Here is a 24,570-nt window from a genome sequence, read left to right on the forward strand (position 1 = left end):
ATCAGTTCCCGGACAGCCGGCCGTTGGAGTACTCGACCGAGGCGTCGAGGGCCTCCTGGGCCGACTTCTCCCCGAGCAGCGCCAGCGCCACCTGCTCGCGGAGCGTCTCGGCGTCCGCGGCGCCGGAGAACGCCGGCGGCCACCACACCACCGCCTCGGTCACCTGCTGGGCCGTCTCCACCCGCACCTGGGTCTCGGGGGTGCCGTCCTCCTCGGTGAAGTAGGGGTCCTCGAGCGTCCCTGCCGACGACGGGAACACGTTGGCCGCCTTCGCGAACTCGAACTGGTTCTCCGAGCTGGTGACGTACTTGGCGAACTCGGTGGCCAGCTCCTGGTTCTCGGTGCCGGCGTTGACGACGAGGGACTCGATGTACATGTTCGGTGCGGCGTTGGCGATGCGTGGGCCCATCGCGACCGTGTCGTAGATGTCGGGCGCGGTCTCCTTGAGGTCGTTCAGGGTGTAGGAGCTGCCCGGCAGGTATGCCAGGCGGCCGGCCTTGAACTCCTCGACCTCGTTGGTCTGCAGGTTGTTCAGCGACTCCTCGGTCAGGCCCTGCCCCTCGTACAGCTCGACGAACTTCTGCACCAGCTCGACGCCCTTGGGATCGTTGTAGGTGAACTCGGTGCCGTCCTCGTTCATCAGCTCCACCCCGTACTCGCCGAAGTTCTCGATCACCGGTGTCCGCGCGAGCATCGCCTTGTCTGGGCAGCTCGCGCGCAGCGTCGTGGCCTGCTCGAAGAGCTCGTCGTAGGTCGTCGGGAGGTTCGCCGGGTCCAGGCCGCACTGCTCGAGCAGCGTGGTGTTGAAGAACGACGGGCCAGTGTTGAGGTACCAGGGGTAGCCGTAGGTGCCGCCGCCCAGCCCCTCGAAGGTCATCGCCTCCCAGGCCTTGGGCAGGTACAGGTCCTTGGCCTCGGGGTCGGCCTCGGCGATGTCCAGGATCGCGCCGGCCTGGCCGAGCGTGTAGGCGGCCTCCGGCCCCATGTCGATGACGTCGGGCAGCGACCCGGCGGCAGCGTCGGCGGACAGCTTCTCCTGGTAGCCCTCGGCCGGCTGGTCGACCCAGGTGACGGTCGTCCCCGGGTGCTCGGACTCGAACGCGTCGATCAGTCCCTCGAAGTAGGGCGTGTACTTCTCGTTCTTCAGGTTCCACGTCTGGAAGGTGATCTCCCCGGACATCTCGCTGGACGCGCCCGACGCGTCGTCGCTGCCCTGCCCGCCCGAGTCTCCGCAGGCGGACGCGAGCAACGCGACGCCTGCCACGCCGGCGGCGATGGCGGCGGAGCGGTTCCTGTTCATGGTTCTCTCCTGATGTGGTGGGTGATGCCGACGACGGGTCGCCGTCAGCGGGTGAATCGCAGGGTGGCTACCTGGAAGGGCGCCAGCTCGAGGAGCGCCCCGTCGGCCGGGGCCTCGCCGGGCCCGTCGGCCGGGCCCACGCGCAGCGCGGTCGGTAGTGCCGGGTCGACCGGGTCCTCCTCCAGCAGGTCGGTCTCCCGCACGACGGCGGCGGTCAGCCCCGGGCCCGGGCGCAAGCGGGCGCGGGCGTGGCCGCCGAACGGCTCGTACAGGCGGGCGACGACGTCGCCCGACCCGTCGTCGGCGAGCTTGACCCAGTCGACGACGACGTCACCGCGCTCGGGGTCCGTCTGCAGCAGGGGCGGCAGGTCCGGCAGCGCCGCGACCAGGGGCGCGTTGAGCGTGGCCGCCGCCGCCAGGGTCGGGCGCCGGGAGCCGGCCGCGACCACCGCGAAGCGGTACCGGTGCCTGCCCAGGTCGGTGTCCGGGTCCGGGAACCGCGGCGAGCGCACCAGCGACGGGCGCACCAGGGTGCCGCCCGGCAGCGGGGCCACGTCCGCGCCGTAGGTGCCGTCGTTGACGACGCCGACCGTCCAGCCGGGCTCCTCGAGCATCACGAACCGGTGGGTGCAGGTCTCGAACTGCGCCTCGTCCGCCGCGGTGTTGGCGTGCACCGGGCGCGGGATGAGGCCGTACTGGGTCTCGTGCAGGGCCTCGCGGGCGGTGACCGCCAGCGGCAGCGCGAGCTTGAGCAGGTGCTCGCGCTCGTGCCAGTCGACCTCCACCTCGAGCTCCACGGCGTCGGCGCCGGGACGCAGCCACCAGGTGGTCCGGGCCCGTGAGCTGCCGAAGGTGCGCTCGGTCGTGACACCGGCCGCGGGCCCCTCGGCGACGGCGGTGACGGACTCGGCGTCCACCAGGTCGCGCGGGTGCCGCAGCACGTGCCGGTCCAGGTCCCAGGCGTCCCAGCGCACCGGCTCGTCGCGGAGCACCTGCAGCACCCCGAGCCGCTGCCCGGGGGCGACCACCTCGCGGCCGGTGGCCCGGTCGCGCACCGACGTGACGTGCCCGTCGCCGTCCACGCGCACCGTCAGCGTGCCGTTGTCCAGCACCGTCCCGCCGTCGTCCGGGGCCGCGGTCACCGGCTCCTCGGCGCGCCGGGCGTCGCCGGGCCCGACGGCACGCCAGTCCGCGCGCGGCTCGGCCCCCACCGGCACCAGCGTGCCCGGGGCCGCGGCGCCGCCGCCGAGCGCCGCTGCCGCCCGGTCCGCGAGCGCGTGGGCGCGCTTCTCGACGTCGGCGTACTCGTCCCGGGACTCCCGGTGCACCCACGGGATCGAGGAGCCCGGGAGGATGTCGTGGAACTGGTTGAGCAGCACCATCTTCCAGAGGTCTTCGAGCTCGCTCTGGGGGTAGGGGGCGCCGGCGCGGACCGCGGCGGCGGTGGCCAGGTACTCCACGGTCCGCAGCAGCGACTCGGCGCGGCGGTTGCCCTGCTTCATCGCGACCTGGCTGGTCAACGTCCCCCGGTGCAGCTCCAGGTAGAGCTCGCCGTACCAGGTGGGCGCGTCCGGGGCCGCGGCCAGCTCGGCCTCCGCCCGCACGAAGAACTCCTCCGGCGTGCGGGACACCACGCGCGGCGCCCCCTCCAGGTCGGCGAACCGCCGCGCGCGGGCCACCATCTCCCGGGTCGGGCCGCCGCCGCCGTCGCCGTACCCGAAGGACAGCAGCGAGTGCGAGGCGACGTCCTTGTCCCGGAAGTTGGCGACGGCGTGGTGCAGCTCGGCCGCGGTGACCTCCGCCGCGTAGGTGTCGGCCGGCGGGAAGTGCGTGAAGATGCGCGTGCCGTCGATGCCGTGCCACCAGAACGAGTGGTGGGGGAAGGTCGTCGTGTCGTTCCAGGAGATCTTCTGGGTGAGGAACCAGCGGAACCCGGCCCGCCGGGCCAGCTGCGGCAGCGCGCCGGAGTAGCCGAAGGAGTCGGGCAGCCAGACCTCGCGGGGGCGGGTCCCGAAGCGGGCGACCATGTCGCGCACGCCGTAGGCCATCTGGCGCACGTAGGACTCCCCGGTCGGCATCATCCCGTCCGGCTCGACCCACATGCCGCCGACCGGGACGAACCTGCCGGCGCGCACCTGCGCCACGACCCGCTCGTACAGGTCCGGGTAGCGCTCCTGCAGCCAGCGGAAGTGCAGCGACGCCGACATCGTGTAGACGAAGGGCTCGCCGGCCTCGAGGAGCGCGAGGACGTTGGACACGGTGCGACCGAGCTTGCGCCGGGTCTCGCGGACCGGCCAGAGCCAGGCGGAGTCGATGTGCGCGTGCCCGACGGCGCTGATCTCGTGCGCGCTCGCGCTGGCCGGCGCGGCCAGCACCTCGGCCAGCGCCCCGCGCGCCGCGCCCGCCGAGGACGGGTCGTCCTCGTCCCAGGCGTCCAGCGCGGCGTCCAGTGCGCGGGCGAGCCGCCAGTGCCGCGGGTCGTCGTCGTGCGTCTGCTCGACCAGGCCCTTGACCACCTCGACGTCGCGCGCGAGCTCCCACACCTCCTGCTCGAACCGGGACAGACCGGCGCTGCGCAGCACGTACGGGTCGTCGGCCGGCGTCACCTGCGCGCCCAGCCCGGTCTCCAGGAACGGCGGCAGGCCGAGCAGCAACGGGTTGGCGGCCGCCTCGACGTACAGCACGAACGAGCCGTCGGCGGTCAGGACGTCGGGGGAGGCGCCCGGGCCGGTCAGCCGGACCCAGCCGTTGCGCGGGTGCAGCGCCTTGACCACCGTGCCGTCCGGCCGGTAGACGAGGCCCTCGACGTGGCCGCCGACCGAGTGGTCGAACCAGCCCAGGTCGAGCACCAGCTCGACGGTGCCCGCGCCGTCGGGGACGGTGCCGGTGACCCGGAACCACGTCGTGGTCCACACCCCTCCCCACGCCCCCGGCACCGCGAACGGGGCGAAGTCGACCCGCTCGGCGCCGTCGGCCACGACCCAGCCGACGGGCACCGGCTCGCCGCCGAGCTCGTGCGCCGCCACCTCGACCGGGGCGAGCGGCGTGTGGACGTGGGGCTGGATGCGCTCGCGCAGGACGCGCTCGGCGCGGTCCAGGACCCGCTGCGGGCTGCTGTGCATGGCTCCCTCTCCTCGGCCTGCCCGGGACACTAATGCGCTTTAGTCCCAGGGCGCAAGGACCCTGGTCACGCTCCTCCTGGCTCTCCCCGCAGCGGTCAGAACACCGAGGGGTCGACGTCTTCCGTGACGGCGGGGTCGGAGCTGCCGCGCACCACGAGCGCCGGGGGCGGCAGCACGACGCTCGCCGGGCGGCCGCCGTCGACCTGCCGCATCAGGTGCTCGGCGACCGCCGCGCCGTAGCGGTAGGTCTGCCGGTGCAGCGCCGTGATCTGCGGACGGGTGGCGGCGCAGATGACGCCGTCCTCGAAGCTCACCACGGCCACGTCCCCGGGCACGGCCAGGTCCCGCCCCTTGAGCACGCCGACCCCGGCGACGGCCAGGACCTCGTTCTCGAACACGATCGCGGTCGGGGGCTCGGTGCGGGCGAGCTGCTCCGCGACGGCCGCGGAGCCGGCCTGGGCGGAGAAGTCCGTCGGGACGACCACGACGTCGGCGCCGGCCTCCCCCGCGTAGCCCATGAACGCCCCGGCGCGCTGGCGCACGTGCTCCAGCGCGGGGTCGCCGGCGACGTAGGCGATCCGCCGGTGACCGAGCCCGGCCAGGTGGTCGATGATCAACCGCGTCGCGGCGACGTCGTCGATCGACACCGACGACAGCCGAGCCTCGGGGTCGGGCCCGCCCACCAGGACCGCGGCCAGGCCCAGGTCGCGCAGCGCGGCGGGCCGGGCGTCGTCCTGGTGCAGGTCGACCAGCACCACGCCGTCGACCCGCCGCTCCGAGGACCAGCGCCGGTAGACGTCCAGCTCCTCCGCCACCGAGGGGACCACCTGGAACAGCAGGCCGTAGTGCCGCGCGGACAGGGTGGACTGGATGCCCGCGACCAGGTGCAGGAAGAACGACTCGGTGCCGATGCTCTCCGGCGCGCGCGCCACGACGAAGCCGATCGTGGAGGAGCCGGCGCCGGTGAGCGCCCGGGCCGCGTAGTTCGGCGTGAAGCCCAGCTCCGCGACGGCGCTGAGGATCCGGGCCCGGGTCTCCTCGGAGATCCCCGGACGGCCGTTGAGCGCGAACGAGACCGCCGTCTCGGAGACCCCGACGAGCTCGGCGATGTCACGGGCTCGGGGCCGGCGCACGGCCGGGCCGGCCGTCTGCCGCCGAGCGCGCACTCCCCCGTCCTCTGGCACCTGCCGAGGATACGTCGCCGCCGGCCCGGGGTCCGCGGCTGGCTCGGCGAGCTCGGGGGCCCACGGAGGGATCAGGGCCGGCTCCCGCCGCCGCACCGCCGCCCGTCGCCCGCCGCACCAGCCCCCGCCGCACCGGCCCCCGCCGACCTCTTGTGCGCCGCCGGCTCCGTCCCTACGCTAAAGCGCGTTAGTAGGTTCGCGGCACGACGCCGACGTCACCGTTCCTCGAGAAGGCAGGTACCCGCCCATGCCCACGTCGCCCTCGCCGAGCACGGCGCGCTCGCGCCGGGCCCGACGCTCCCGCCGGGCGGTCACCGCCCTCGCGTCGTCGGCGCTGCTCGCCACCACCCTGACGCTGCCGGCCACGGCCTCCGACACCCTCCCGTGGACCGGCGAGAGCGCCAAGGGCGCCAACCAGCCCTACCAGCACGGCTACTCCACCGCCGACCTGCTGCGCTGGACGCCGGACAGCGACCTGTTCGGTGACCTGCTGCGCGCCCGGGTCCCGCTGCAGGAGCGCGTCGAGCCGATCGCGGCGACCCAGCAGAACCCGGGGCTGGACCCGAGCACCCAGCTGCTCAACCTCGCCGGCGACTACGGCAACGCCTTCTTCGAGTCCTACCAGTCGAACAACGAGTTCAGCGCCCACGTCTTCGAGTTCTGGCAGTACACCGACTACTACGCCTCCTGGCACGGCACGCCGACCGCGGGCATCCCGGAGGAGTGGTACGACCCCGCCAAGGACTGGCGCGAGAAGTGGTTCGAGTTCGGCATGCTCAACCTGCCCAACCCCGCGTACACCAACGCGGCGCACAAGAACGGCGCCCTGTCGATCGGGACGATCTTCTTCTCCCCCAACGACCGCGGGCACCAGAGCTACGACGAGCTGCTCGTCAAGGACGCCGAGGGACGCTTCCCGGTCGCCGACAAGCTCGTCGAGCTCGCGGGCTACTACGGCTTCGACGGCTACTTCATCAACCAGGAGTCGGCGATCTCGGCCGCCCGGATCACCGACTACAAGCGGTTCATCCAGCAGCTGCGCGACGGCGGCCTCTACGTGCAGTGGTACGACTCCATCCACAACACCTCGGGCAGGATCAGTTACCAGAACGCGTTCACCCCGGTCAACAGCCCATGGGTGCGCGACGCCGAGATCGGCGACGTGGCCGACTCGATCTTCCTCAACTACTGGTGGAACCGGCCACGGCTCACGAGCTCCAAGGCGCATGCCGAGTCGCTCGGACTGGACCCGCACGAGGCGGTGTTCGCGGGGGTCGAGGCCGGGATGTACCAGTTCGACCAGCCCTACGACCTGGACGACAACCTCGACGCCGAGGGCCGTCCGATGAACTCCATCGCCACCCTCGGCGCCGACTTCGTCCACGCCGACATGCCGGACAAGGAGAACGACGCCACCCAGTGGCGGGCCTTCGACCGCTCCCGCCAGTGGTGGACCGGTAGCTCCACCGGCCGCCCCGGCGGGACCACGTCCCCCCGGTGGGACGGCATCTCCACGTACGTCGCCGAGCGCTCGGTCATCGACGGCACCACCTTCGCCACCACCTTCAACACCGGCCACGGGCTGGAGTACCGGGAGGCGGGGCAGGTCGCGAGCGAGGCCGAGTGGTCCAACATCAACGTGCAGGACGTCCCGGTGACCTGGCAGTGGGACGTGCGCACCGACGGCACGCCCCTGGACGTCGACTACGACTACGGCCCCCGGTACACCAAGGCCGACCGGTTCTCCTACCAGCAGGTCGGCGCGTACGAGGGCGGCAGCTCCCTCGTGGTCGCCGGCACCGTCGACGCGGACTCCACCGTCCGCCTCTTCCGCACCGACCTGGACGTCACCAGCAGGTCCGAGCTCGCCGTCACCTACAACAAGCCGTCGGCCGACGACGACACCGAGCTGGCCGCCGTCGTCACGCTGACCGACGCCCCCACCACCGAGATCGAGCTGCCCCTGACGGACTCCGGCAGGCGCACCGACGGCTGGACGACCAGCACCCTCGACCTCGCCGACCTGGCCGGGAAGAAGATCGCGACGATCTCCCTCAAGGTCGCCGCCGGGTCGGCCCCGGTCGAGGACTACCAGGTCAACCTCGGCGCCCTGCGGCTGACCGACGGGACCACCCCCGCACCGGCCAGGCCGACCGGTTTCACGCTCGACGCTGCGCTGATCGACACCGACGAGGCGATCGTGAGCTGGGACCTGGCGCCGTACGACCAGGTCACCGAGTACGCCGTCTACGCCGACGGCACCTACCTGGGCGGGACCTACGACGAGACGCTCTACCTCAAGAAGCTCGACGACGACAAGGGCACCCTCGAGCTGTACGCGATCGGGCCCGACGGCCAGCGCAGCGCGCCCGCCACGATCGACTACGACCTGACGACCGCCCCGCGGGATCTGACGGCGACGTCGAGGGCCGACGGCACCGTCGAGGTCACGTGGACCGAGGTGCCGGCGAAGGGACCGGCCCGGGTCTCGCTGACGTCCGAGTACTCCGAGGAGGCCATCGAGCGGCGGACGGTCATCGGCCGCGGCCAGCAGGACAGGGCGGTCTTCCGCGCGCTGCCCGTGGACGGCGGCCACTTCCGCGCAACCGTCCAGGTCGGCAAGGGCACCCCCGTGAGCGTCCGCAGCGAGTTCGTCGACACCGTGGTCCCCCCGTACCCGGCCGACCTGGCCACCGTCTCCGCGGACGGCCGGAGCCTGGCTATCGAGGCGCCCGACGGCGTCCCCGACTGGTACAAGCTCTACGTGGAGGAAGACGGCGTCGCCAAGGCCTTCGCCACGACCTACTCCTACGGTTCGACGCCCTACGTGGTCCGCGGACGGACCACGGCAGCTGCGCTCGCGGACGTCCGGCTCACGAGTGCGACGAGCGAGGTCACCATCACCATCGAGGACTACGCGGGGAACCGGGCCACGACCACGATCAGGCCGGCCGGTGCCACGGCTCGGGACGTGACGGTCGAGCCCGGGTCCGGGGCCCGCGACGGCGGCTAGCGGACGGCGCCTCGTAGCGGACGGCCGACATGGGTACGTCGGCTGCCGGCTGCACCGCGTTGCCCGCGACCCAGACTCGTCGACGCTGGTGCGTCCCGGGGGTCGGCCCGGGTGAAGGTAGCCACCGGGCCCTTGGCTGTCGCGGCGCCGAGAGGCCGGGGTGTGGCGTCGGCCGGGATCAGGGCGGAAAGGGTGACGATGGCGTCCAGCGCTACCCTCCGCCCCGTCGCTCGGCTGGAGGCCGGTCAGACCGCGCCCCTCGTCGAGGACTCGTTCCACGACGCCGTCGCGGACCTGGATGCCCCGTGCCGCGAGGTGAGATCCCGGGTGTCACCGGCTACGACCCTGACGGCAGTTCGGTCACCGAGGCCAGTCCCCGGTACCCGCCGGGCCGGTGGGAGCATGAGTTGTGCAGGTCAGTGTCGTCATCACGGCCCACGACCAGGGCGAGCTGGTCGCCGACGCCGTGGCCTCGGCGACGGAGCAGACCGAGCCGCCCGACGCCGTCGTGCGCCCGCCGGGCGGCGGCGTGGTGGAGTTCCTGCACCGCAACGCCTGCCCGGCGAACGCGGTGCTGCGCCGGGCCGCCTGGCAGGCGGCCGGCGGTTACGACGAGACGATGCGCGATGGGTTCGAGGACTGGGACTTCTTCCTCACGCTGCTCGCCCGGGGCGGGCGGGCCGCCGTCGTCCCGGAGCCGCTGGTCCGCTACCGCACGGCGCCTGCCTCGGCGAACGTCCGCTCGATGGAGCGCCGGCTGGAGCTGTACGGGCGGATCATCGACAAGCACCGCCCGCTCTTCGCCGACCACCTGCGGGAGGCGCTGCTGGGGCTGGAGCGCCGGGCCATGGAGGTCCGGGCGCGGTGGGAGGACGTCGCCGCGGCGGATTCGTCAGTCCCGCTGGGGGAGATCACCTACGGCGACGGCGGCATGGCCGCGGCCGTGCGGGTCGCCACCCGCCGCGCTGCTGCTGGGTAGAGCGGGCCGGACACCGTGGTCGACGCGAGCCGCCGGTAGGGCGACCGCGCGCACAAGCTCGACGATGCGGCGGGCGCTGCGTCAGGCTGCCGACCTTGACCGATGCTGCTGAGTCAGCGTTCTGGTTCAGCTGGCCATCCTTGTTCCGTCTGCTCGAGCTTTATCTTCGGCTGGTAGCCGCGCGCACAGGGAGGGCCGGTCCTCGCGGGACCGACCCTCCCGGGGTCTGAGCCGTCAGGGCTCGGGCTCGACCAGAGTGAAGGTCACCGTCCTGGCGTTGCCCGCGACGTCGTACACCATCAGCTCGTTCTCGCCGAGCACGGCCCCGAAGGACCCCGGCCCGACGTCATTGAGGTCGGACCAGGCGTTGTCGACCAGGTCCTTGACGACCCCGTTGAGCGTGAGCCTGTCGACCTTGTGCGCATCGAACAGCTTGAAGGAGACCTTCTCGTACCCGTCCTCGGGCGAGCCGACCGACTCGTTCTCTCCGGTCTTGACCGTCACCGTCGGACTGGTGACGTCCAGGACGAAGCTCAGTGTCGTCTCGTTGCCCGCCACGTCGTACACCTTGAGGACGTTCGTCCCCGGGGTGGCGCCGTACGCCCCTGGCTCGACTCTGTTGAGGTCGGACCAGACGTTGTCGCTCAGGTCCTTCACGACCCCGTTGAGCGTGAGCCTGTCGACCTTGTGCGCATCGAACAGCTTGAACGAGACGGTGCTGTAGACCCCGTCCCGCCCGGTCGACTCGGGCTTGACCGTGACCGTCGGTCCGGTGAGGTCGCGGAGCGGCTGGGTCGCGATCGGGCCGACCTGGACGGGTGCGATGGTGATCTTGTCGAGGTACGCGGGCGCGGCGGCTCCCCAGGGCGGCGGGACCGTCCAGGTGGACCACGGCTCCATGAGCGCCGCCGACTGGAACTTCAACGGATCGTCACCGGCGCCGAGGCGGACGGTGATGGTCCGGTCCCAGAAGCTCTCCCAGTGGTTCGTGTAGCGCATGCCGCTCGAGCCCACCTCGGTGTAGGTCGCGTCTTCGGACTCCTCCGAGATCGACAATCGCACGTCCACGACCTGGGGGTTGTAGGCGTGGGAGCCGGAGACGTTCTGGTTGGAGTAGCTGACGGTGACGGCGTAGTCGCCTGCCCCGGCCACCTTCGGGTCACGAGGCACCAGGGCGTAGTTGTCCTCGCCCTGTCCGGCGCCCGTCACGTACCCGCCGCCGGACGCGTTGGTTCCCGCGTTCGTCGGCCTGGTGACCGCCGTGGCGGCACCGTGGAGGGTTGCCGACTCGGCCTCGAGGGTGTGGGCGTGCTCATCGTCCGCGGAGCGGTTCCTGACGGTGGTCAGGCCGGCCACGTGGGCGCCGGAGGGCGATCGGACCTCGATCTCGTTGATGCCTTCGGCGAGGTAGATCGTCGCCTGTGACCTCCACTCCCCTGCGGCCGGAGACTCGACCGTGGCGGCGGGGGTTCCGTTCACGGTCAGGCTGACCGATGACGTCGCTTCCGTCGCCCAGTCGACCGTCACGTCGTGGTACCCGGACTCCCAGGCCGTCACGTACAGGTCCGACCGCGCCTCGCCGGCGAGCCGCACGCTGCCGTTGGTGGTCGCGACCGGGTCGCCGTAGGCCATGCGTGCGCCGCCGTAGTTGCGCCACGTGCTGGCCGGGTACGTCGTCGGGTCTCCGTCGGTGACGTCCGTGAGGATAAAGCGGTCGAGTGCCACGTCGGAGTGCGGGAGCGCCGTGGCGCCGCCGTCGTCCGACGCTCTCAGCGAGAGGGTGTGGCTTCCGGCCGTAAGCTCGACGTCCACGGTGTCCGACCCTCGGTACTTCCACTTCGCGCGGGTGGCTCCGTCGTTGGCGAGGTTGGCCGCATACTGCACGAGCTGGTCGAGCTCGTCGTCCACGTAGAGCGCATGCCGCCCGGCCTGGCCGTCGCCGGCGCGGATGACCTCCAGCCGGTAGGTCCCGTCCCGGGGGACGTCCACCGTCCACGTGGCGCTCGCCGCGGCGGTGTTGAACCAGGCGACGTCGGAGCCGCCCGAGGGACGCCAGAGTTCACTGCCGTAGGTCGTCCAGCTGCGCGTCCGGGCCGGTCCGCCAAGGACGGTGTCCTCGGCCTCGATGTCGGACCTCCACGGCTGGGCAGCCTGGGCGGCCTCGACATCACGGTCCTGATCGGGCGTGATGAGCACCTGGTAGGCGCGGTCGAAGTAGGGCACATCGACGGTGATGTCGTCCAGGGAACCGTCAGCGGCCAGCGCGGCGCCGCCCTTGGCGAGGACGACCCTGGGGTTGCCCTGAACACCTTCGGCCCCGGTCAGCCCGATCTCCCGGACCTCGATGTCGACCGTGTCCCCGAACTCAGCCGGGTCGAGCCCGGTCGCGTCCAGCGTGAACTGACCCGTCGACGTGCCCCCTACCAGGACCGTGGCCCTGGTGTCGTCATGGTCGATGGCGGCCAGGGCGTGGGTCTGATCGGCCGCGTTCGACGGCGTGGTGGTGGCGACCGTCTCGGAGCCCTCGAGGTCGCCGTACCACTTGAAGGTCCACCATCCACCGTTGGCGCCGTTGACGCCGGCGACGTTGTCGGACAGCGTGCCTGCGGCGTTCCAGTAGGAGGTCTGGGCGTCGACCTTCTCGTTCTCGAAGTTGATCAGCCACTGCATCACCCGGCCGGGGGCGCTCATGTCGTGCAGGCTGCCCCACTCGGAGATGTTGACCGGGATCCGCGGCAGGCCGAGATCGTCGAGGATCGCCTCGTAGGCGCGCATGTGCGCCGGGAACTCGGTCAGGCCGGAGCTGCTGAGCTCGTGCCAGATGAAGACGTCCGGCAGGGTGCCCGTGTCGCGCATGCACGTCAGCGCGTCGCGGGTCTGCGTCGGCTTCCAGCCGGTCCAGCCGCCACCGCCGATCCGGGGCTTGCCAAAGCCGTGGGCCGCGTACACCTCGTTGATCTTCTCGTAGATCGCGACCCAGTCGGCGCAGAACGTGTCCTTGTTGCCGCGCCGGATCATGTCGCTCGACTCGCCTGGCCAGTACTGGTCGGTCTCGCTCCAGCGGCTGTACCAGTTGGCCTCGGCCTCGTTGAACGGGATGAGCAGGTACTGCCCCGGGTACTCGGCCTCCTCGGCGATCCGCGTCGTGACGAAGTCGACGACCTCGAGGTAGTCCCAGACTCCGTTGGGGGCGGTGGGCTGCGCCCAGACGCCCGTGCTGCTGTTCGGACCCGTCTCGGTGGTGCCGGTCCACTGCCCGGTGGTCTGGTCGTACGTGCGGACGTCCGGCGGGCGGTTGGAGCCGTTGTAGTACCACTCCGCGTAGAAGTCCTGGAGGTACGGCGACAGGTACTGGCCGTGCTTCGCGAAGAAATCGGTCTCGTACGAGAGCATGTCGCCGGTCGGGTGCTGCAGACCGTAGGGCGGCTTGGACGAGGAGTTGGTGACGTGGGCGCCGTTCGCGATGGCGCGGGTGGGCACGTCCGCCGAGCCGAACCCGTAGAGCGTGCCGGTGGCGCCGCCGTGGAACTCCCCGGTCGACTGCGAGAAGTCGACGGTCACGACGTCGGTGGCGGCCAACGCCGGCTCGGCGTGCGGTCCTGCGAGGACGATACCGGTCAGGGCGAGAGCAGCCACGCCAAGCCCGGACAGGGGCTTGCGCAGCAGCCATCGAAGTCTTGGCGGTTGCGACATTGCGATTATAGCGGCCATAAGACAAGAACTGATTCCTGACCCGGGGCGAGAGCTACGAACGGCTGAGGCGTGTCGCCCCATGCGAGATCTGCGAAAGGTTGTGGGCGTGTCGCGGCGCGCCTCCCCAGGATTGGACGTCTGATTACTACTATTGGTGCATGACGTTGATCGAGCTGGACGGTACCGAGTGGTCCATCCTGATGAAGTACAAGGAGCAAGCGCCGTACAAGCTGATGCGGCTCAAGGCAGAAGCGCTGATGCTGCTGCACGAGAACGTCGACATCGGCACGGTCGCCAGGTTTGTCGACCGCAGGCCTTCGACGGTACGGGCCTGGGTGAGGGACTGGCAGAAGATGCGTCTGGCGTCGGTGCACACCGGTCACGCCGAGAACCTGAACGCCTCCAAGCTCACCGCCGACCAGCGCGCCCAGGTAGCCCAGATCCTGGCCTCCCCACCCTCGGAGCAGGGACTGCCCGCGCAGTTCTGGGACGTACCGAACCTGGCGTCCTGGCTGCACAACCACTTCGAGGTGGTCTACGAGTCCGACAGCTCCTACCACTTCCTCCTGCACATGGCCGGGATGACCTTCCACAAGCCCGAAGCGGTGGACAAGCGACGCGGCGACGAGGCCACCATCGCCAAGCGGATGGCCGAGATCCACCAGGAGATCGCCCCGCACCTGGCCGACCCGGACACCATCGTGGTGGCCGCGGACGAGGTCCGCATCGAGCACGAGGCCATCCTGCGCCGGGCCTGGCAGATGGCCGGAACCACCACCCGCATCGAGGTCGACCGCCAGCGCCAGGCCCAGAGCTACATCGGGTTCCTCCACCAGGACGACGGGAAGGTGGACCTGCGGCGCCTGGACTGGCAGAACAGCGACACCATCATCGAGGCCCTCACCGCGTTCACGGCCGCCCACCCGAAGAAGAAGATCGTGATCGTGTGGGACAACGCCGCCTGGCACCGCTCCAAAGCCCTGCGGGCCCACCTCGGACCAGGCAATCTCCTCGAACGCATCCACCTGATCCACATGCCGCCCTACGCACCCGACCACAACCCGATCGAGCACGTCTGGGGCGAAGCAAAAACCAGCATAAGCAACATCCAGCGCGCCACCTTCGACCAGACCAGGACCGCGTTCGAAGGCTTCATCCGCGGCAACAAGTTCCCCTACCGCCTGGAGTGAGCTTTTGATCTATCCGGGCTATACCTCCGATGATGTGTCGGTGAAGGCCTGAGGCCGGTTCTGGCGCGTGTTACCTCCGAGGTCGGGACGGGGGATCGGCCGGAGCCGGGAACCGGTGCTACTTCACGGCCCCCGAGGTGATGCCGGAGATGATCTTGCGCTGCGCCAGGATGAACACGACCAGCAGAGGCAGGCTCATGAGGATCACGTAGGCGAAGATTAGGTGCCAGTTGTTGAGGTACAGTCCCGCGCTGGCGACCTGGAAGAGGTTCAGGGGCAGGGTGTCGAGCCGGCCGCCGACAACGAAGAACGCGTAGAAGACGTCGTTCCAGACGTAGAGGCAGATCAAGATGGTCGCGGTCGAGAGCACCGGGACCAGCAGCGGCAGGATGATCGTGCCGAACACGCGAAGCGGTCCGGCGCCGTCCACCCGGGCGGCTTCCTCCAGCTCCTGGGGGATAGTGCGGACGAATCCGGTGACGAAGAAGATGACCGTCGACATGTACATCCCCATGTACACGCCGATCATCCCGACCGCGCTGCCGTCCAGGCCGATGTTCCGCAGCAGCAGCACGATCGTCACCACCGCCGGAGGAAGGACGATCCCGCTGATCGCCAGGGCGTACAGCACGGCGAACAGCCGGCTGGCACGCCGCGCCAGGACCCAGGAGGCCAGCGAGCCGAGCACGAGGACGCCGAGCACGGACGGAACCATGACCAGGAGGCTGCCGAAGAACGCGGCAGGGACGCGCCCCTGCTGCCAGACGGCGGAGAAGTTCTCCGCGTACTGCCAGGTGGTGGGCAGGGAGAGGTTTGGGTTGAGCGCCTCGGCCTGCGTCTTGCCGGCGGTGACCACCACGATCCAGAGCGGCATGCCGATCAGGAGGATCACCGCGAGTACGGCCACGACCGGCTGGATGGCCGGCCACTTCCCGGTATACCCTCCGGGACGTCGGCGACCGGTGGGCGCCGTAGACCTGCGAGTAACGGTGTGCGCGGTCATAGGACTTCCTCCCGCTTGCGCAGGGTGCGGATGACAGGGAATGCCAGGGCAACGACCACCACGAAGAGCACCAGGCTCATTGTCGTGGCCTGGGCGAACAGGCCCTGGCCGAAGGTGCGGAAGATGAAGATGTTGAGCAGTTCGGTCGTGCGGGCGGGCCCGCCGCCGGTGGTGGCCTGCACGATGTCGAATCCGTTCATCGAGCCCAGGAGCGCCGTGGCGACGTTGAACGTGATGGCCGGGGCGAGCAGCGGGAAGCGGATGTCGCGGAAGGTGCGCCAGGCGGATGCGCCGTCGAGCCGGGCTGCCTCCAGGACGTCCTCGTTGATCGTCTTCAGGCCGGCCAGGTAGATGAGCATCGACAGGCCCATCCACTTCCAGGCATGGATCAGTGCCACGACCAGCAGCGTCCAGGTTGTGCTGCCGAGCCATGGGATGGTGACGTCAGTGCCGAAGATGCCACCCAGGATCTGGTTGACCGCGCCTTCGGGCTTGAGCATCGCCTGGAAGACATAGCCGACGGCCAGGGCAGACATGATGACGGGGATGAAGAACATGACGCGCGCAAGCCTGTTGACTCTGGTGTCGCGCTCGAGGAGGAGGGCAAGCAGCAGCCCGAAGAGGTTCTGGAAAACTGCGACGAGGACGGCGTAGATCAGTGTGATGCGCAGTGACCCCAGTAGCGTCCCGCTGGAGATGAGCTCGGCGAAGTTTCGGAACCCCACGAAGGAGATGGAGGCCTTGAAGCTCGACCAGTCGGTCAGCGCGTAGACGAAGTTGAAGATCGTGGGCAGGAAGAAGAACACGCCCAGGACGAGGAACGCCGGGACGAGGAACCACGCAGGGTGGGTCTTGCGGGATCGTTCGCCGCGGCGGCGAGGTGTCTGTCGCGGCGGGGGGACGACGCGGGCGCGGTGGTCGGTGCTGACGGTCGCTGTCATCTGTGGGTCACCTTTCACGGGTGCCGGGGCGCGCACGCTTGGCGCGTCCCGGCGCCGCGGCTGGGCTCAGAAGCCCTCGACGCCCTGGGCGCGGGCGAGCTGGGCGAACTGCTCCTGGCTCTGCTGGGCGACCTGCTCGGGTGTGGTCGTGCCCTGGATCATGTCGGCCAGGTAGATGTACAGGTCGGGGTTCGCCACCGCGAGGGCCTGCATGGACCCGACGCTGTCGGCGATCGAGGCGTGCACGTCCTGGAGCGCCTGCGGCACGCCGTCAGGTGTTGGCACGTCGGGCTGCAGGGAGACGGTGTTCTGGTCGGCGACGAAGTCGGCGTACCCGTCGCCGAGCCAGAACGACAGGAGCTGACGGGCGGCGGCCTCCCGCTGTGCGTCACCGGTCTTGAACGCGACCAGGGCGTTCGCCTGGTCGGGGATCATCGTTCCGACGTTACCGCTGGGCGAGATCGGGAAGAACCCGATCTTCTCGTCCAGCTCAGCCGTGTCGGCCTTGGCCTGCAGCTGACCAAAGAAGGAGTTGACCTGGACTGTCATGGCTGCCTGACCCGCCAGGAGCGCATCAGCCTGGTCCTCGAAGGTGGCGGTCTTGATGTCGGGGTTGAACAGGCCCTCGTCGATGAGCGACTTGTACGTCTCGATCGCGCCGAGGATCGTGGGGTCGGTGAACTTCTCCTCAGCGGCGTTCACCCGGTCCCACAGGCCGTCGGCGGCGGCGTCGGCGAGCTGGACCTGGACCCACCACTGCGTTCCCCACCCGGTCGGCGTGGTGAAGTCATAGAACGGCGTCTGGCCTTCGGCCTTCAGCCGTCGGCCGAGCTCGACGAACTCGTCCCAGTTCTTCGGGGTCTCCGTGATGCCGTGCTCGGCGAAGACCTCCTTGTTGTAGTAGACCCCCTGCACGGCAGGGCTCGTGATCAATGTCGCGTACCTGGTGCCGTCGAGGATGCCAGTGATGTCGCGCAGCTCAGGGCTGTAGCTGTCCAGCCACGGGGCGTCGTCGAGCGGCTGCAGGTTCGCCGGGGCGTTGAGCGCCGTGAGCATCGAGGTCGTCGGCTGCCAGAAGGCGAGGTCCGGCTTGTCGCCGGTGGCGACCTTGGTCTGGATGCCCTGCTCGTAGGGGTCGGGGATCGTGACGATGTCGACCTGGGCCCCGGTTTCGTCCTCGAACGCCGCGGTGACGGCCTCCGGGACGGTGTTGGAGTTCTGCGCCGCCCAGATCGTCAGCGTCGTCCCGGACAGGTCCGCAGTCTGCTCAGGCCATTCGGTGGCCTCGTCGCCGCCCGAGCTCCCGCCGCTGCCCGCGGTCGGGTCGCTGCAGGCGGTCAACGCCAGTGTTGCGGCGGCGATGAAGGCTGCACAGCTCAGATACTTCTTCATATCAGCTCCTCGGGTCTCGCCCTTCGTCATCCGTGACGGCAGGTTCGGGGTGGGCGCCGGTCGGTGTTACCGGACGCCCTGGTGGCGTATCCGCAGCAGTCGTGCAGCAGGCTCGTCGCTCGTCGCGCGCAGCCTCAAGCGGTCGCCGTCCGGGATCGTCTCGAGCCCGGAAGTAGTTGTGGTCGCCGGAAAGACGGTCTCGACCGTGCCGTGGGGGATCGGGAGGCAGACCTCCCGCTCGGCGCCTCCGCGCCACCAGACAGCCAGCACGGTCTCGTCCTCGCCGGCGCGCCCGACGGCGAGCCAGGAGGAGTCCCAGGAGGGCAGGCCAAGCGGCCATACCGGCACCGAATCCCTTGCCGCGTCGTCCCACATCCGTGCCGCCCGTACGCCCTCAGCGACAACGGTCAGCTGGTGCTCGTCCATCGCGTCGATCCGCCCCGACAGGTACAGCCGTCCCGACAGGCCGGTGACCATCGTGAAGGCGATCTCCTCCTGTGACATCGACGGTTGCGGGTAGGCCCAGTTGCCGGCCTGCTCGGGCAGCACCGCCATCAACGCCCCGGCAGCGATCGGCGGGTAGCGGAGCGGCTGCTGCTGGTCGCTCGTCGACTGGATCTCCAGGCGCGACAGCAGCCCGTAGTCGGCGCGCATCGCCCCCGAGGCACAGTTCTCGATCACGAGGTCCGGGTGCCGCTCGAGCACCGCGTCGAGCCAGCTCAGGTAGGCGCGAGTGTGGCGCAGCAGGCCGTCACCGGCGCTGTCGGCGTCCCGGTCGGTGCCCGATCCAGGCGTGACGTTGTAGTCGAGCTTGAAGTAGCCCACACCGTGCTCGTCCACCAGACGGTCCACGACGTCGTCCAGGTGCTTGCGGGCGAACTCGTTGCGCAGGTCCAGCAGGTACCTGCCGTGCTCGACGACCCGGGTACCCCGCCGCTGCAGGAACGCCTCCTGGGGAAGCTCCGCGGCCAGGGGGCTGCGCACGCCGATGACCTCTGGCTCGAGCCACAGGCCCGGGACCATCCCGGCTGCGCGGATCGCCTGCAGCACCCTGTCCAGCCCGCCGTCGGGAAAGCGAACGTCGGACAGGCGCCACTCGCCCACCGAGTCCCACCAGTCGGCACCGTCGTCGTACCAGCCTGCATCGATGCAGAAGTAGTCCGCCCCAACCTTCGCGGCCGCGTCGATCAACGGCAGGAGCTTGTCGGTCGTCGGGTCGCCCATGAGGGTGTTCATGTAGTCGTTGAAGACCACAGAACCTGCGGCACGCGCCGGTCGGCGCACCGTTCGCCGGTGTCGGGTCATCTCGGCGACGGCGGCCTGCCAGTCGCCGTCCGTCCAGGCGACCGACACCGGTACCGAAACGAACTTCTGGCCCTGCTCGAGCGTGCGCAGCCACCCGTGGTCGGCGTCGGTCGGCCCGAGCAGGCCGAGGACGAGGACTTCCCGCTCCTCGCCGTCGAGGCGCACGCCCATCTCGGTGCGCCACGGACCGGGGTGCTCGACCTGCCAGGCGAGACTGCCGCCGTCGAGCGCACGCAGCACGCCTGTCGGCGGGTGCTGGCCGGACGACCATGTGCCCTGACTGACGAGCGCGTGGGCGCCCCGGGAGTCCTGGTGCTGGTGCGCCGCCAGACCCAACGCAGGCAGGGCCGCATGGCCGCGTACCGGCCGGGCCGACCAGCGCCACTCCCCCAGCCACTCGTTGACGCCCTCCACCGACTCCACGCCCTTCAGCACACCGGGACCGCAAGGGTCGGCAATCATCAGCGAGGACACGGCCTGCAGGTGGACGGGCGCCGCCCCGAGGTTGCGAACGCTCGTCCAGGCCTGCACGGACGCACCGGTCGAGCGGCCGCGCAGGAAGGATTGCACCTCCAGGCCGCTGACCTCGTCGTGCTGCACCACGTGCAGCGAGTCCCAGCCGGCCTCGTGGACGAGCTGGTGGCTGACGTAGCGCAAACGGGCACCGACGGCCGTGGCGGTGTTGCGGAGGTTCGCGGAGCAATGTCCGTGACCGACGGCGAGGATCTCCACCAACGGCTGCACCGGCGCGCCGTCCCCCGGTGTGCGGGCGGAGACCAGCTGCGCGGTCACCGGGCCGTCGGGCTGGCGCCGTATCGCCAGGCGCAGGTCTCCCTCGCCCCAGCTGATCAGCTCACGACCGTCGTCGGTCCGACCCGGCATCCTCGCCTCGCTTCCTGCGCCATCTCAGCGCCTCGTTGGAGACTATGAAAGCGTCGATCATCGCTTAGCGCAAGCCTGTGGGGCGGTAAGGGGGCCGCACTGGTGATCTTCGCTTTCAGCCGACCAAGGCACCGTCGCCCGGAGGGCTGGCCGGCCAGGCTGCTCAGCCGGCGGCGGGGCGGCCGGTCGACTGCCGCAGGACCAGGTCGGGGACCATGCGCACAGACGGGCGCGGCTCACCGGTTTCCAAGCGCCCGACCAGCAGGCCGAACACGTGGTGACCGAGACCGACGAAGTCCTGGCGCACCGTCGTCAGCGGGGGCACCCACAACTGGCTCAGTGGGTGGTCGTCGAAACCGACGACGCTCACGTCCTGCGGGATCCGCCGCCCGGAGTCCACCAGGCCCTTCATGACACCGATGGCGAGCTCGTCGTTCCCCGCCAGGACCGCGGTGGTCGCCACGTCGCGCGCTAGCCGCACCCCGGCCTCGTACCCGGCCAGCGGGTCCCACCCGGCGTGGATGACCGGCGGCGGTTCGATCCCTGCCTCGCGCAGCGTGTCGCGCCACCCGACCATCCGGGCGCTCTCCACGCCCACCGACGGGATCGCCACGTGATGGACCGTCTTGTGCCCCAGGTCCAGCAGATACCGGGTGGCTTGCGCAGAGGCGAACCGATCGTCCATGTACGCGTGCGAGATGGCCTCGTCGGACGAGCCTCCGGAGGCTGCCGCGACCGAGGGCAGCCACGACGGCATCTGAGCCAGGGCCGCGGCCCCCGGCGGGTCGAACTCCAGGATGATCGCCCCGGCCAGCGGCTGACCGAGCGCGTAATCGATGGCTCGCTCGACGGTCAGACTGTCGGCGGTCTCCACAACCGAGATGACGACCATGTAGCCTGCCTGGCGCGCCGCCTCCTCGATGCCCTGGATGGTCGAGGCGTACCCGTACCGGGTGGTGTTTCCGGCGAACACGGCGATTATCGATCCGGCCTGGTTGGCCAACGACCGGGCCGCCCCGTTGGGTCGGAAGTCCAGCTCCTTGATGGCGGACATCACCCGTGCGCGCCGCTCCGCGCTCACCCGGACGGTCCCGTTCAGCACGCGCGAGACCGTCGGGACCGAGACGCCCGCCACTCTGGCGACGTCGGCGATGACTGGCGGCTTCATCCGCGGCCCTGAGTTCACGCAGCAAGATTACGTGAGCGACGACGGACCTCCCAACCACGCATGATTAACGGTTTCAGACCATCGTGCGCTCGGCCGCGGGTGCTCTGGGACCACGCCACCTTGGCGTGGACCCCCGCATGCGGCCACATCGTCGACGATCGGGTCGCCACGGTCCTTGACGCCGGCACGCTCGTCCTGCGCGCATTCTTTGGCGCGCTACCCACGCCCGCCGGCGACGTCGTCTGGTTCGTCAACGTCCCGCGCCCGCAGATCTCCCGCCGCGCCAGCGCGCGGAGACCCGGTGCAGGCGTGGCAGCAGATGCTGGCGGACCTGGCCGCCGCCGATCCCGGTCCGTTCCGCGGATCACCACCGGCCGGCTCGAGCTCGCCGGCGACAACACCTTCGACCTCCCCCACGTGCCGGTGTGGCACCGGCAGCGGCTCGGACTGGTCGGGGACGCGATCCACGCCCCGGCACCGAGCTCAGGCCAGGGGGCGTCGTTGGCCCTGGAGGACGCCGTCGTCCTCGCCTCGTGCTTACACGCGGCGCCGACGCGGGAGGCCGGCTTCGCGGCGTTCGAGCAGCACCGACGCGCGCGGGTCGAGCGGGTCGTGGCCGAGGGGGCGCGGCACAGCAGCTCGAAGACCGCCGGGCCGGTGCGCCGGGTCGTCCACGACGCCATCCTGCGCAGCGTCTTCCGCCGCATGGCCACCCGGCAGTCGCAGGCCGGGAGCACCGACCACGTCACGCTCCCGCGCCTCCCGGAACGGGACGGCCCCGCTACCCCGGCGACCTCGGTCGGACCGCCGCCCCGTCGAGCAGGTGGGACAGGAGCAGCTTGATCACCAGCAGCGGGGCGACCCAGGCGAGGGCCGGATCGGCCGGGCCGGTCGCGGACGCGAGGAGGACCAGGACGGCTGCGCAGGCGAACGCCACCGGCCGGCGCAGGGTCGTGCTCGAGGTGATCAGTACGGCCGAGAGGACGAGCCCGGCGTAGAGTAGCGCGGCAGCCCACCAGGACTGGGCCGGGAACAGCGCGGCGAGGATGAACGGGTGCACGTGCGCGGCCACGAAGAGGACCGAGCGGCGCCGCCAGTCCGGCACGTCATGGAAGCGCCGCTCGGCCGCGGCGGTCGCGTTGACGACCACTCCCCCGGCGAGATCGAACCCGACGACGGCGAGGACCACGACCTGAAGCGGCGTGCCTCCCGAGACCAGACCGAGGACGGTCACCGTGAGCGCGCCGATCACCGCGGTGCCGTACCCGAGCCCCAGCTCGGCGCGGTCTGCGCCCGGCGCCACCAGCAGCGCGTTGACCCGCGCGACCATCGACGGCGGACCGCCCGAGCGGCTCATCGCAGCTCCCCTCTCGACCACGTGTTCATGGCCTCGACCCCGGCGGCGGCTCCCGGAGCCAGGCGTTCAGCTCCTCGACGGACCGCACCCCCTCCTCCGCGACCGCCTGGTAGATGAGGAAGCTCGGAACGGCCCGCTCCCCTCCAGCGCCGGCCTCCCGGGTGGTCCGCTTGAGCCGCACGACGGCGGCCCGCGCCTCCTCGGTCATCAGCGGTCCGAAGCGCCGGACGTGCGCGAGGTCGGGCTGACGGTCCGGCTCGTCGACGAACCAGAGGTCCAGCGTCCAGTCGTTGCCGTGCGGCGACCGGCAGTCGACGCCGAGGTAGAAGCCGTCCGGGTACCGCGGGTCGCGGTTCCACCGGCCGGCGTCGTCGCGGATGGTGACCTGGCGCACGTCCGGGTGCACCGCGAGGTCGCTTCCCAGCCGCGCGATGCGCCCCACCGTTCCCTCGTCCAGACTCACGCAGGAGGTGGTCACGTCGATGTCGCGCCGGCCAGCACCCGCAGGGCGGCCGCCCCTACGACCGTCGGTCGTCCGATCTGCTCGAGCCGCTGCCGGAGCCGGAGCCGAGCGCACATGGCCAGGGCCCCGCGCTCGAGGAGCGCTTCACCTTCCAACAGGTCCTGCTGCATCAGCAGTGACCCACCCTTGTTCTGCAGTCGCACTACGCGACGTCACCCGCCTACCCGCTCGCCGCGCTCAGCATCTCGCGTCGACACCCGCCGAATGTGCTCCTCCGTGAGCTGTGACAGCTTGTTGACCAGCCCCGCCATCGCCGTGATCTCGTCGACGCCGAGCTCCTCCAGCAGGGTCTGGCCGTCACGGACCATGGGCCCGTACACGTCCCACACCAGGCGCCGTCCCTCCGCGGTCAGCTCGACCTGGACCTTCCGACGGTCGCCCGGCGACTGCGTGCGGCGCATCAGGCCTCGTCGGCTCAGCCGGTCCACCAGTGCCGTGGTGGCGGCGGGGGCGCAGCCCGATCGCTCTCGCGAACTCGCCCGCCGACATCGCGGACTCCGAGAGCCAGTCGAGACAGCCAAGTTCGGCCGCACCAAGCCCCAGCGCGCGACCGACCGCGTCGTCGAAGTCCTGCGTCGGGCCCTGGTAACGCTGGACAGCCCGGCCGAACGCCTCGGCCGCCGCGCTGTGCGAGGTGGCCACCAACATTCCCTTCGATACTCGGACGGTTCGTCTACCGTACCGTTTGCCGGCACACCAACAGATGGGTCGCCTTGACCAAGACTCGGCGTCGCCTTGCTTGGCGGGCCGGACCATCCGGGCGTCAGGTGAGACCGTCTCGCAGCAGCGACGCAGCCGCTGCGACGAGATCGCCGTTGCCCTTGGCGGTGCGGCCGTCGGGAAGCACAGGGGTGTCCTCCAGGCCGGTACGGATGCCGTGCCCGCGGGGAACGGCCCTCCGGTTGACCGCCCAGGACGCGATCCCGTCACCGTGGTGCACCTGCTCCAGGCCGACACCGGCGTCGATGAGGACCTGCTCCATCGCAACTGCGTGCGCGACCGCGGCCTCGGGGTCAGCATCGAGCGGCTCGACCATCGCTCGGACGCACCGTGCCGCGATACCGGCGGCCACGAAGCGACGGGCGTCATCGAGGGAGAGGAGCCCGGCCTCGATGCCGATGCCCCGCTGGTCCAGGACCTCGCACAGCTCGATGATTCCGGCCTCGCCCTGGTTGGCGGTGGCGAGGTCGGGCAGCATCGTCCAACTTCTGACCAGCTCGATCCGGCGTCGAGGGTCGGGTTCGATCTCGGCCGAGGTGCTCAGCGAGATGGGGATGCCCGGGCACGCTGCACGCACCGCTGCCAGCGTCGCGGCGCACGGCCCGGCGGCGAGGGTCTGCTCACCGTCCTCGTCGTAGGGGTGCAGATGCAGCGATCGCGCGCCGGCGGCCACCGCCGCCCGGGCCTCGGCGGCGATGTCTGCCGGGGTCCGGGGCGCGGCCGGATGCTCCCGGTCACCGTTCAGCGCCGCCTGCAGCAGCGGAACAGCGTTACCTGCGTCCACGGCACGGGCCTCCC

General features: G+C 70.7%; 18 protein-coding genes and 1 pseudogene. 4 read left to right on the plus strand and 15 right to left on the minus strand.

The features are described from left to right. Position 1: 1 nt before the first annotated feature. The 3 genes from MF406_RS01050 to MF406_RS01060 all read right to left on the minus strand — a co-directional run bounded on the left by MF406_RS01050 (position 2) and on the right by MF406_RS01060 (position 5,606). Positions 2–1,300 (minus strand): sugar ABC transporter substrate-binding protein, encoded by a 1,299-nt coding sequence (locus MF406_RS01050; protein ID WP_242896190.1) that lies wholly within the window; start codon positions 1,298–1,300, stop codon positions 2–4. Between the two features lie 44 nt (positions 1,301–1,344). Continuing rightward, positions 1,345–4,422, minus strand: coding sequence for an alpha-mannosidase (locus MF406_RS01055; protein WP_242896191.1), 3,078 nt, complete (start codon positions 4,420–4,422; stop codon positions 1,345–1,347). 95 nt (positions 4,423–4,517) lie between these two features. Then, positions 4,518–5,606, minus strand: coding sequence for a LacI family DNA-binding transcriptional regulator (locus tag MF406_RS01060; RefSeq protein ID WP_242896192.1), 1,089 nt, complete (start codon positions 5,604–5,606; stop codon positions 4,518–4,520). A 247-nt stretch (positions 5,607–5,853) separates the two neighbouring features. Here MF406_RS01060 and MF406_RS01065 point away from each other — a divergent pair, with 247 nt between their 5' ends. Both MF406_RS01065 and MF406_RS01070 read left to right on the plus strand, forming a co-directional pair. After that, entirely contained in the window at positions 5,854–8,619 is a 2,766-nt protein-coding gene (locus MF406_RS01065) for a hypothetical protein (protein ID WP_242896193.1), read from the plus strand. A 409-nt stretch (positions 8,620–9,028) separates the two neighbouring features. Then, complete coding sequence (locus MF406_RS01070) at positions 9,029–9,598, plus strand: glycosyltransferase family 2 protein (protein WP_242896194.1); 570 nt, start codon at positions 9,029–9,031, stop codon at positions 9,596–9,598. A gap of 234 nt (positions 9,599–9,832) precedes the next feature. Here MF406_RS01070 and MF406_RS01075 read toward each other — a convergent pair whose 3' ends face one another. Next, a complete protein-coding gene (locus tag MF406_RS01075; RefSeq protein ID WP_242896195.1) occupies positions 9,833–13,291 on the minus strand; it encodes a hypothetical protein in 3,459 nt (1,152 codons plus the stop codon). Positions 13,292–13,449: 158 nt separating this feature from the next. On the opposite strand from MF406_RS01075, the gene MF406_RS01080 reads away from it, so the two are divergent. After that, on the plus strand, positions 13,450–14,481 hold the full coding sequence (locus tag MF406_RS01080; RefSeq protein WP_242892207.1) for an IS630 family transposase: 1,032 nt from the start codon (positions 13,450–13,452) through the stop codon (positions 14,479–14,481). Between the two features lie 118 nt (positions 14,482–14,599). Here the strand turns inward: MF406_RS01080 and MF406_RS01085 are convergent, their stop codons facing one another. From MF406_RS01085 to MF406_RS01105, 5 genes are all read right to left on the minus strand, one after another. Next, the gene (locus tag MF406_RS01085; RefSeq protein WP_242896196.1) at positions 14,600–15,388 is read right to left on the minus strand and encodes a carbohydrate ABC transporter permease; all 789 of its coding nucleotides are present in this window, start codon (positions 15,386–15,388) and stop codon (positions 14,600–14,602) included. A gap of 92 nt (positions 15,389–15,480) precedes the next feature. Then, a complete protein-coding gene (locus MF406_RS01090) occupies positions 15,481–16,425 on the minus strand; it encodes a carbohydrate ABC transporter permease (protein WP_242896197.1) in 945 nt (314 codons plus the stop codon). 66 nt (positions 16,426–16,491) lie between these two features. Then, entirely contained in the window at positions 16,492–17,817 is a 1,326-nt protein-coding gene (locus MF406_RS01095; RefSeq protein WP_242896198.1) for an ABC transporter substrate-binding protein, read from the minus strand. A gap of 66 nt (positions 17,818–17,883) precedes the next feature. Further along, positions 17,884–20,004: a glycoside hydrolase family 36 protein gene (locus tag MF406_RS01100; RefSeq protein WP_242896199.1), complete on the minus strand. Its 2,121-nt coding sequence runs from the start codon at positions 20,002–20,004 to the stop codon at positions 17,884–17,886. A 163-nt stretch (positions 20,005–20,167) separates the two neighbouring features. Continuing rightward, the gene (locus MF406_RS01105) at positions 20,168–21,190 is read right to left on the minus strand and encodes a LacI family DNA-binding transcriptional regulator (protein ID WP_242896200.1); all 1,023 of its coding nucleotides are present in this window, start codon (positions 21,188–21,190) and stop codon (positions 20,168–20,170) included. An 81-nt stretch (positions 21,191–21,271) separates the two neighbouring features. Here MF406_RS01105 and MF406_RS01110 point away from each other — a divergent pair, with 81 nt between their 5' ends. Next, on the plus strand, positions 21,272–22,015 hold the full coding sequence (locus MF406_RS01110) for an FAD-dependent monooxygenase (protein ID WP_242896201.1): 744 nt from the start codon (positions 21,272–21,274) through the stop codon (positions 22,013–22,015). On the opposite strand, the gene MF406_RS01115 is transcribed toward MF406_RS01110, so the two are convergent. From MF406_RS01115 to MF406_RS01135, 6 genes and pseudogenes are all read right to left on the minus strand, one after another. Beyond that, positions 21,954–22,529, minus strand: a complete 576-nt coding sequence (locus MF406_RS01115) for a hypothetical protein (RefSeq protein WP_242896202.1) — start codon at positions 22,527–22,529, stop codon at positions 21,954–21,956. The genes MF406_RS01110 and MF406_RS01115 overlap by 62 nt on opposite strands. 25 nt (positions 22,530–22,554) lie before the next feature. After that, positions 22,555–22,992 carry a hypothetical protein gene (locus MF406_RS01120; protein WP_242896203.1) on the minus strand — a complete coding sequence of 146 codons (438 nt, stop codon included), beginning with the start codon at positions 22,990–22,992 and terminating at the stop codon, positions 22,555–22,557. Between the two features lie 11 nt (positions 22,993–23,003). Further along, the gene (locus MF406_RS01125; protein WP_242896204.1) at positions 23,004–23,162 is read right to left on the minus strand and encodes a hypothetical protein; all 159 of its coding nucleotides are present in this window, start codon (positions 23,160–23,162) and stop codon (positions 23,004–23,006) included. A gap of 42 nt (positions 23,163–23,204) precedes the next feature. Further along, a complete protein-coding gene (locus tag MF406_RS01130) occupies positions 23,205–23,453 on the minus strand; it encodes a hypothetical protein (protein ID WP_242896205.1) in 249 nt (82 codons plus the stop codon). Between the two features lie 9 nt (positions 23,454–23,462). Then, positions 23,463–23,747, minus strand: a pseudogene (locus MF406_RS18970) (hypothetical protein); the annotation flags it as partial. 68 nt (positions 23,748–23,815) lie between these two features. Continuing rightward, a complete protein-coding gene (locus tag MF406_RS01135) occupies positions 23,816–24,556 on the minus strand; it encodes a 3-keto-5-aminohexanoate cleavage protein (protein ID WP_242896206.1) in 741 nt (246 codons plus the stop codon). Positions 24,557–24,570 lie beyond the last annotated feature (14 nt).

This window comes from Georgenia sp. TF02-10 (assembly GCF_022759505.1).
Classification (GTDB): domain Bacteria; phylum Actinomycetota; class Actinomycetes; order Actinomycetales; family Actinomycetaceae; genus TF02-10.

Coding starts and splice junctions, on each gene's coding strand:
- MF406_RS01125 (WP_242896204.1), bottom strand. CDS start 23,162: ATGCAGCAGGACCTGTTGGAAGGTGAAGCGCTCCTCGAGCGCGGGGCC.
- MF406_RS01130 (WP_242896205.1), bottom strand. CDS start 23,453: ATGCGCCGCACGCAGTCGCCGGGCGACCGTCGGAAGGTCCAGGTCGAG.
- MF406_RS01055 (WP_242896191.1), bottom strand. CDS start 4,422: ATGCACAGCAGCCCGCAGCGGGTCCTGGACCGCGCCGAGCGCGTCCTG.
- MF406_RS01065 (WP_242896193.1), top strand. CDS start 5,854: ATGCCCACGTCGCCCTCGCCGAGCACGGCGCGCTCGCGCCGGGCCCGA.
- MF406_RS01100 (WP_242896199.1), bottom strand. CDS start 20,004: ATGCCGGGTCGGACCGACGACGGTCGTGAGCTGATCAGCTGGGGCGAG.
- MF406_RS01050 (WP_242896190.1), bottom strand. CDS start 1,300: ATGAACAGGAACCGCTCCGCCGCCATCGCCGCCGGCGTGGCAGGCGTC.
- MF406_RS01080 (WP_242892207.1), top strand. CDS start 13,450: ATGACGTTGATCGAGCTGGACGGTACCGAGTGGTCCATCCTGATGAAG.
- MF406_RS01075 (WP_242896195.1), bottom strand. CDS start 13,291: ATGTCGCAACCGCCAAGACTTCGATGGCTGCTGCGCAAGCCCCTGTCC.
- MF406_RS01095 (WP_242896198.1), bottom strand. CDS start 17,817: ATGAAGAAGTATCTGAGCTGTGCAGCCTTCATCGCCGCCGCAACACTG.
- MF406_RS01090 (WP_242896197.1), bottom strand. CDS start 16,425: ATGACAGCGACCGTCAGCACCGACCACCGCGCCCGCGTCGTCCCCCCG.
- MF406_RS01115 (WP_242896202.1), bottom strand. CDS start 22,529: ATGAGCCGCTCGGGCGGTCCGCCGTCGATGGTCGCGCGGGTCAACGCG.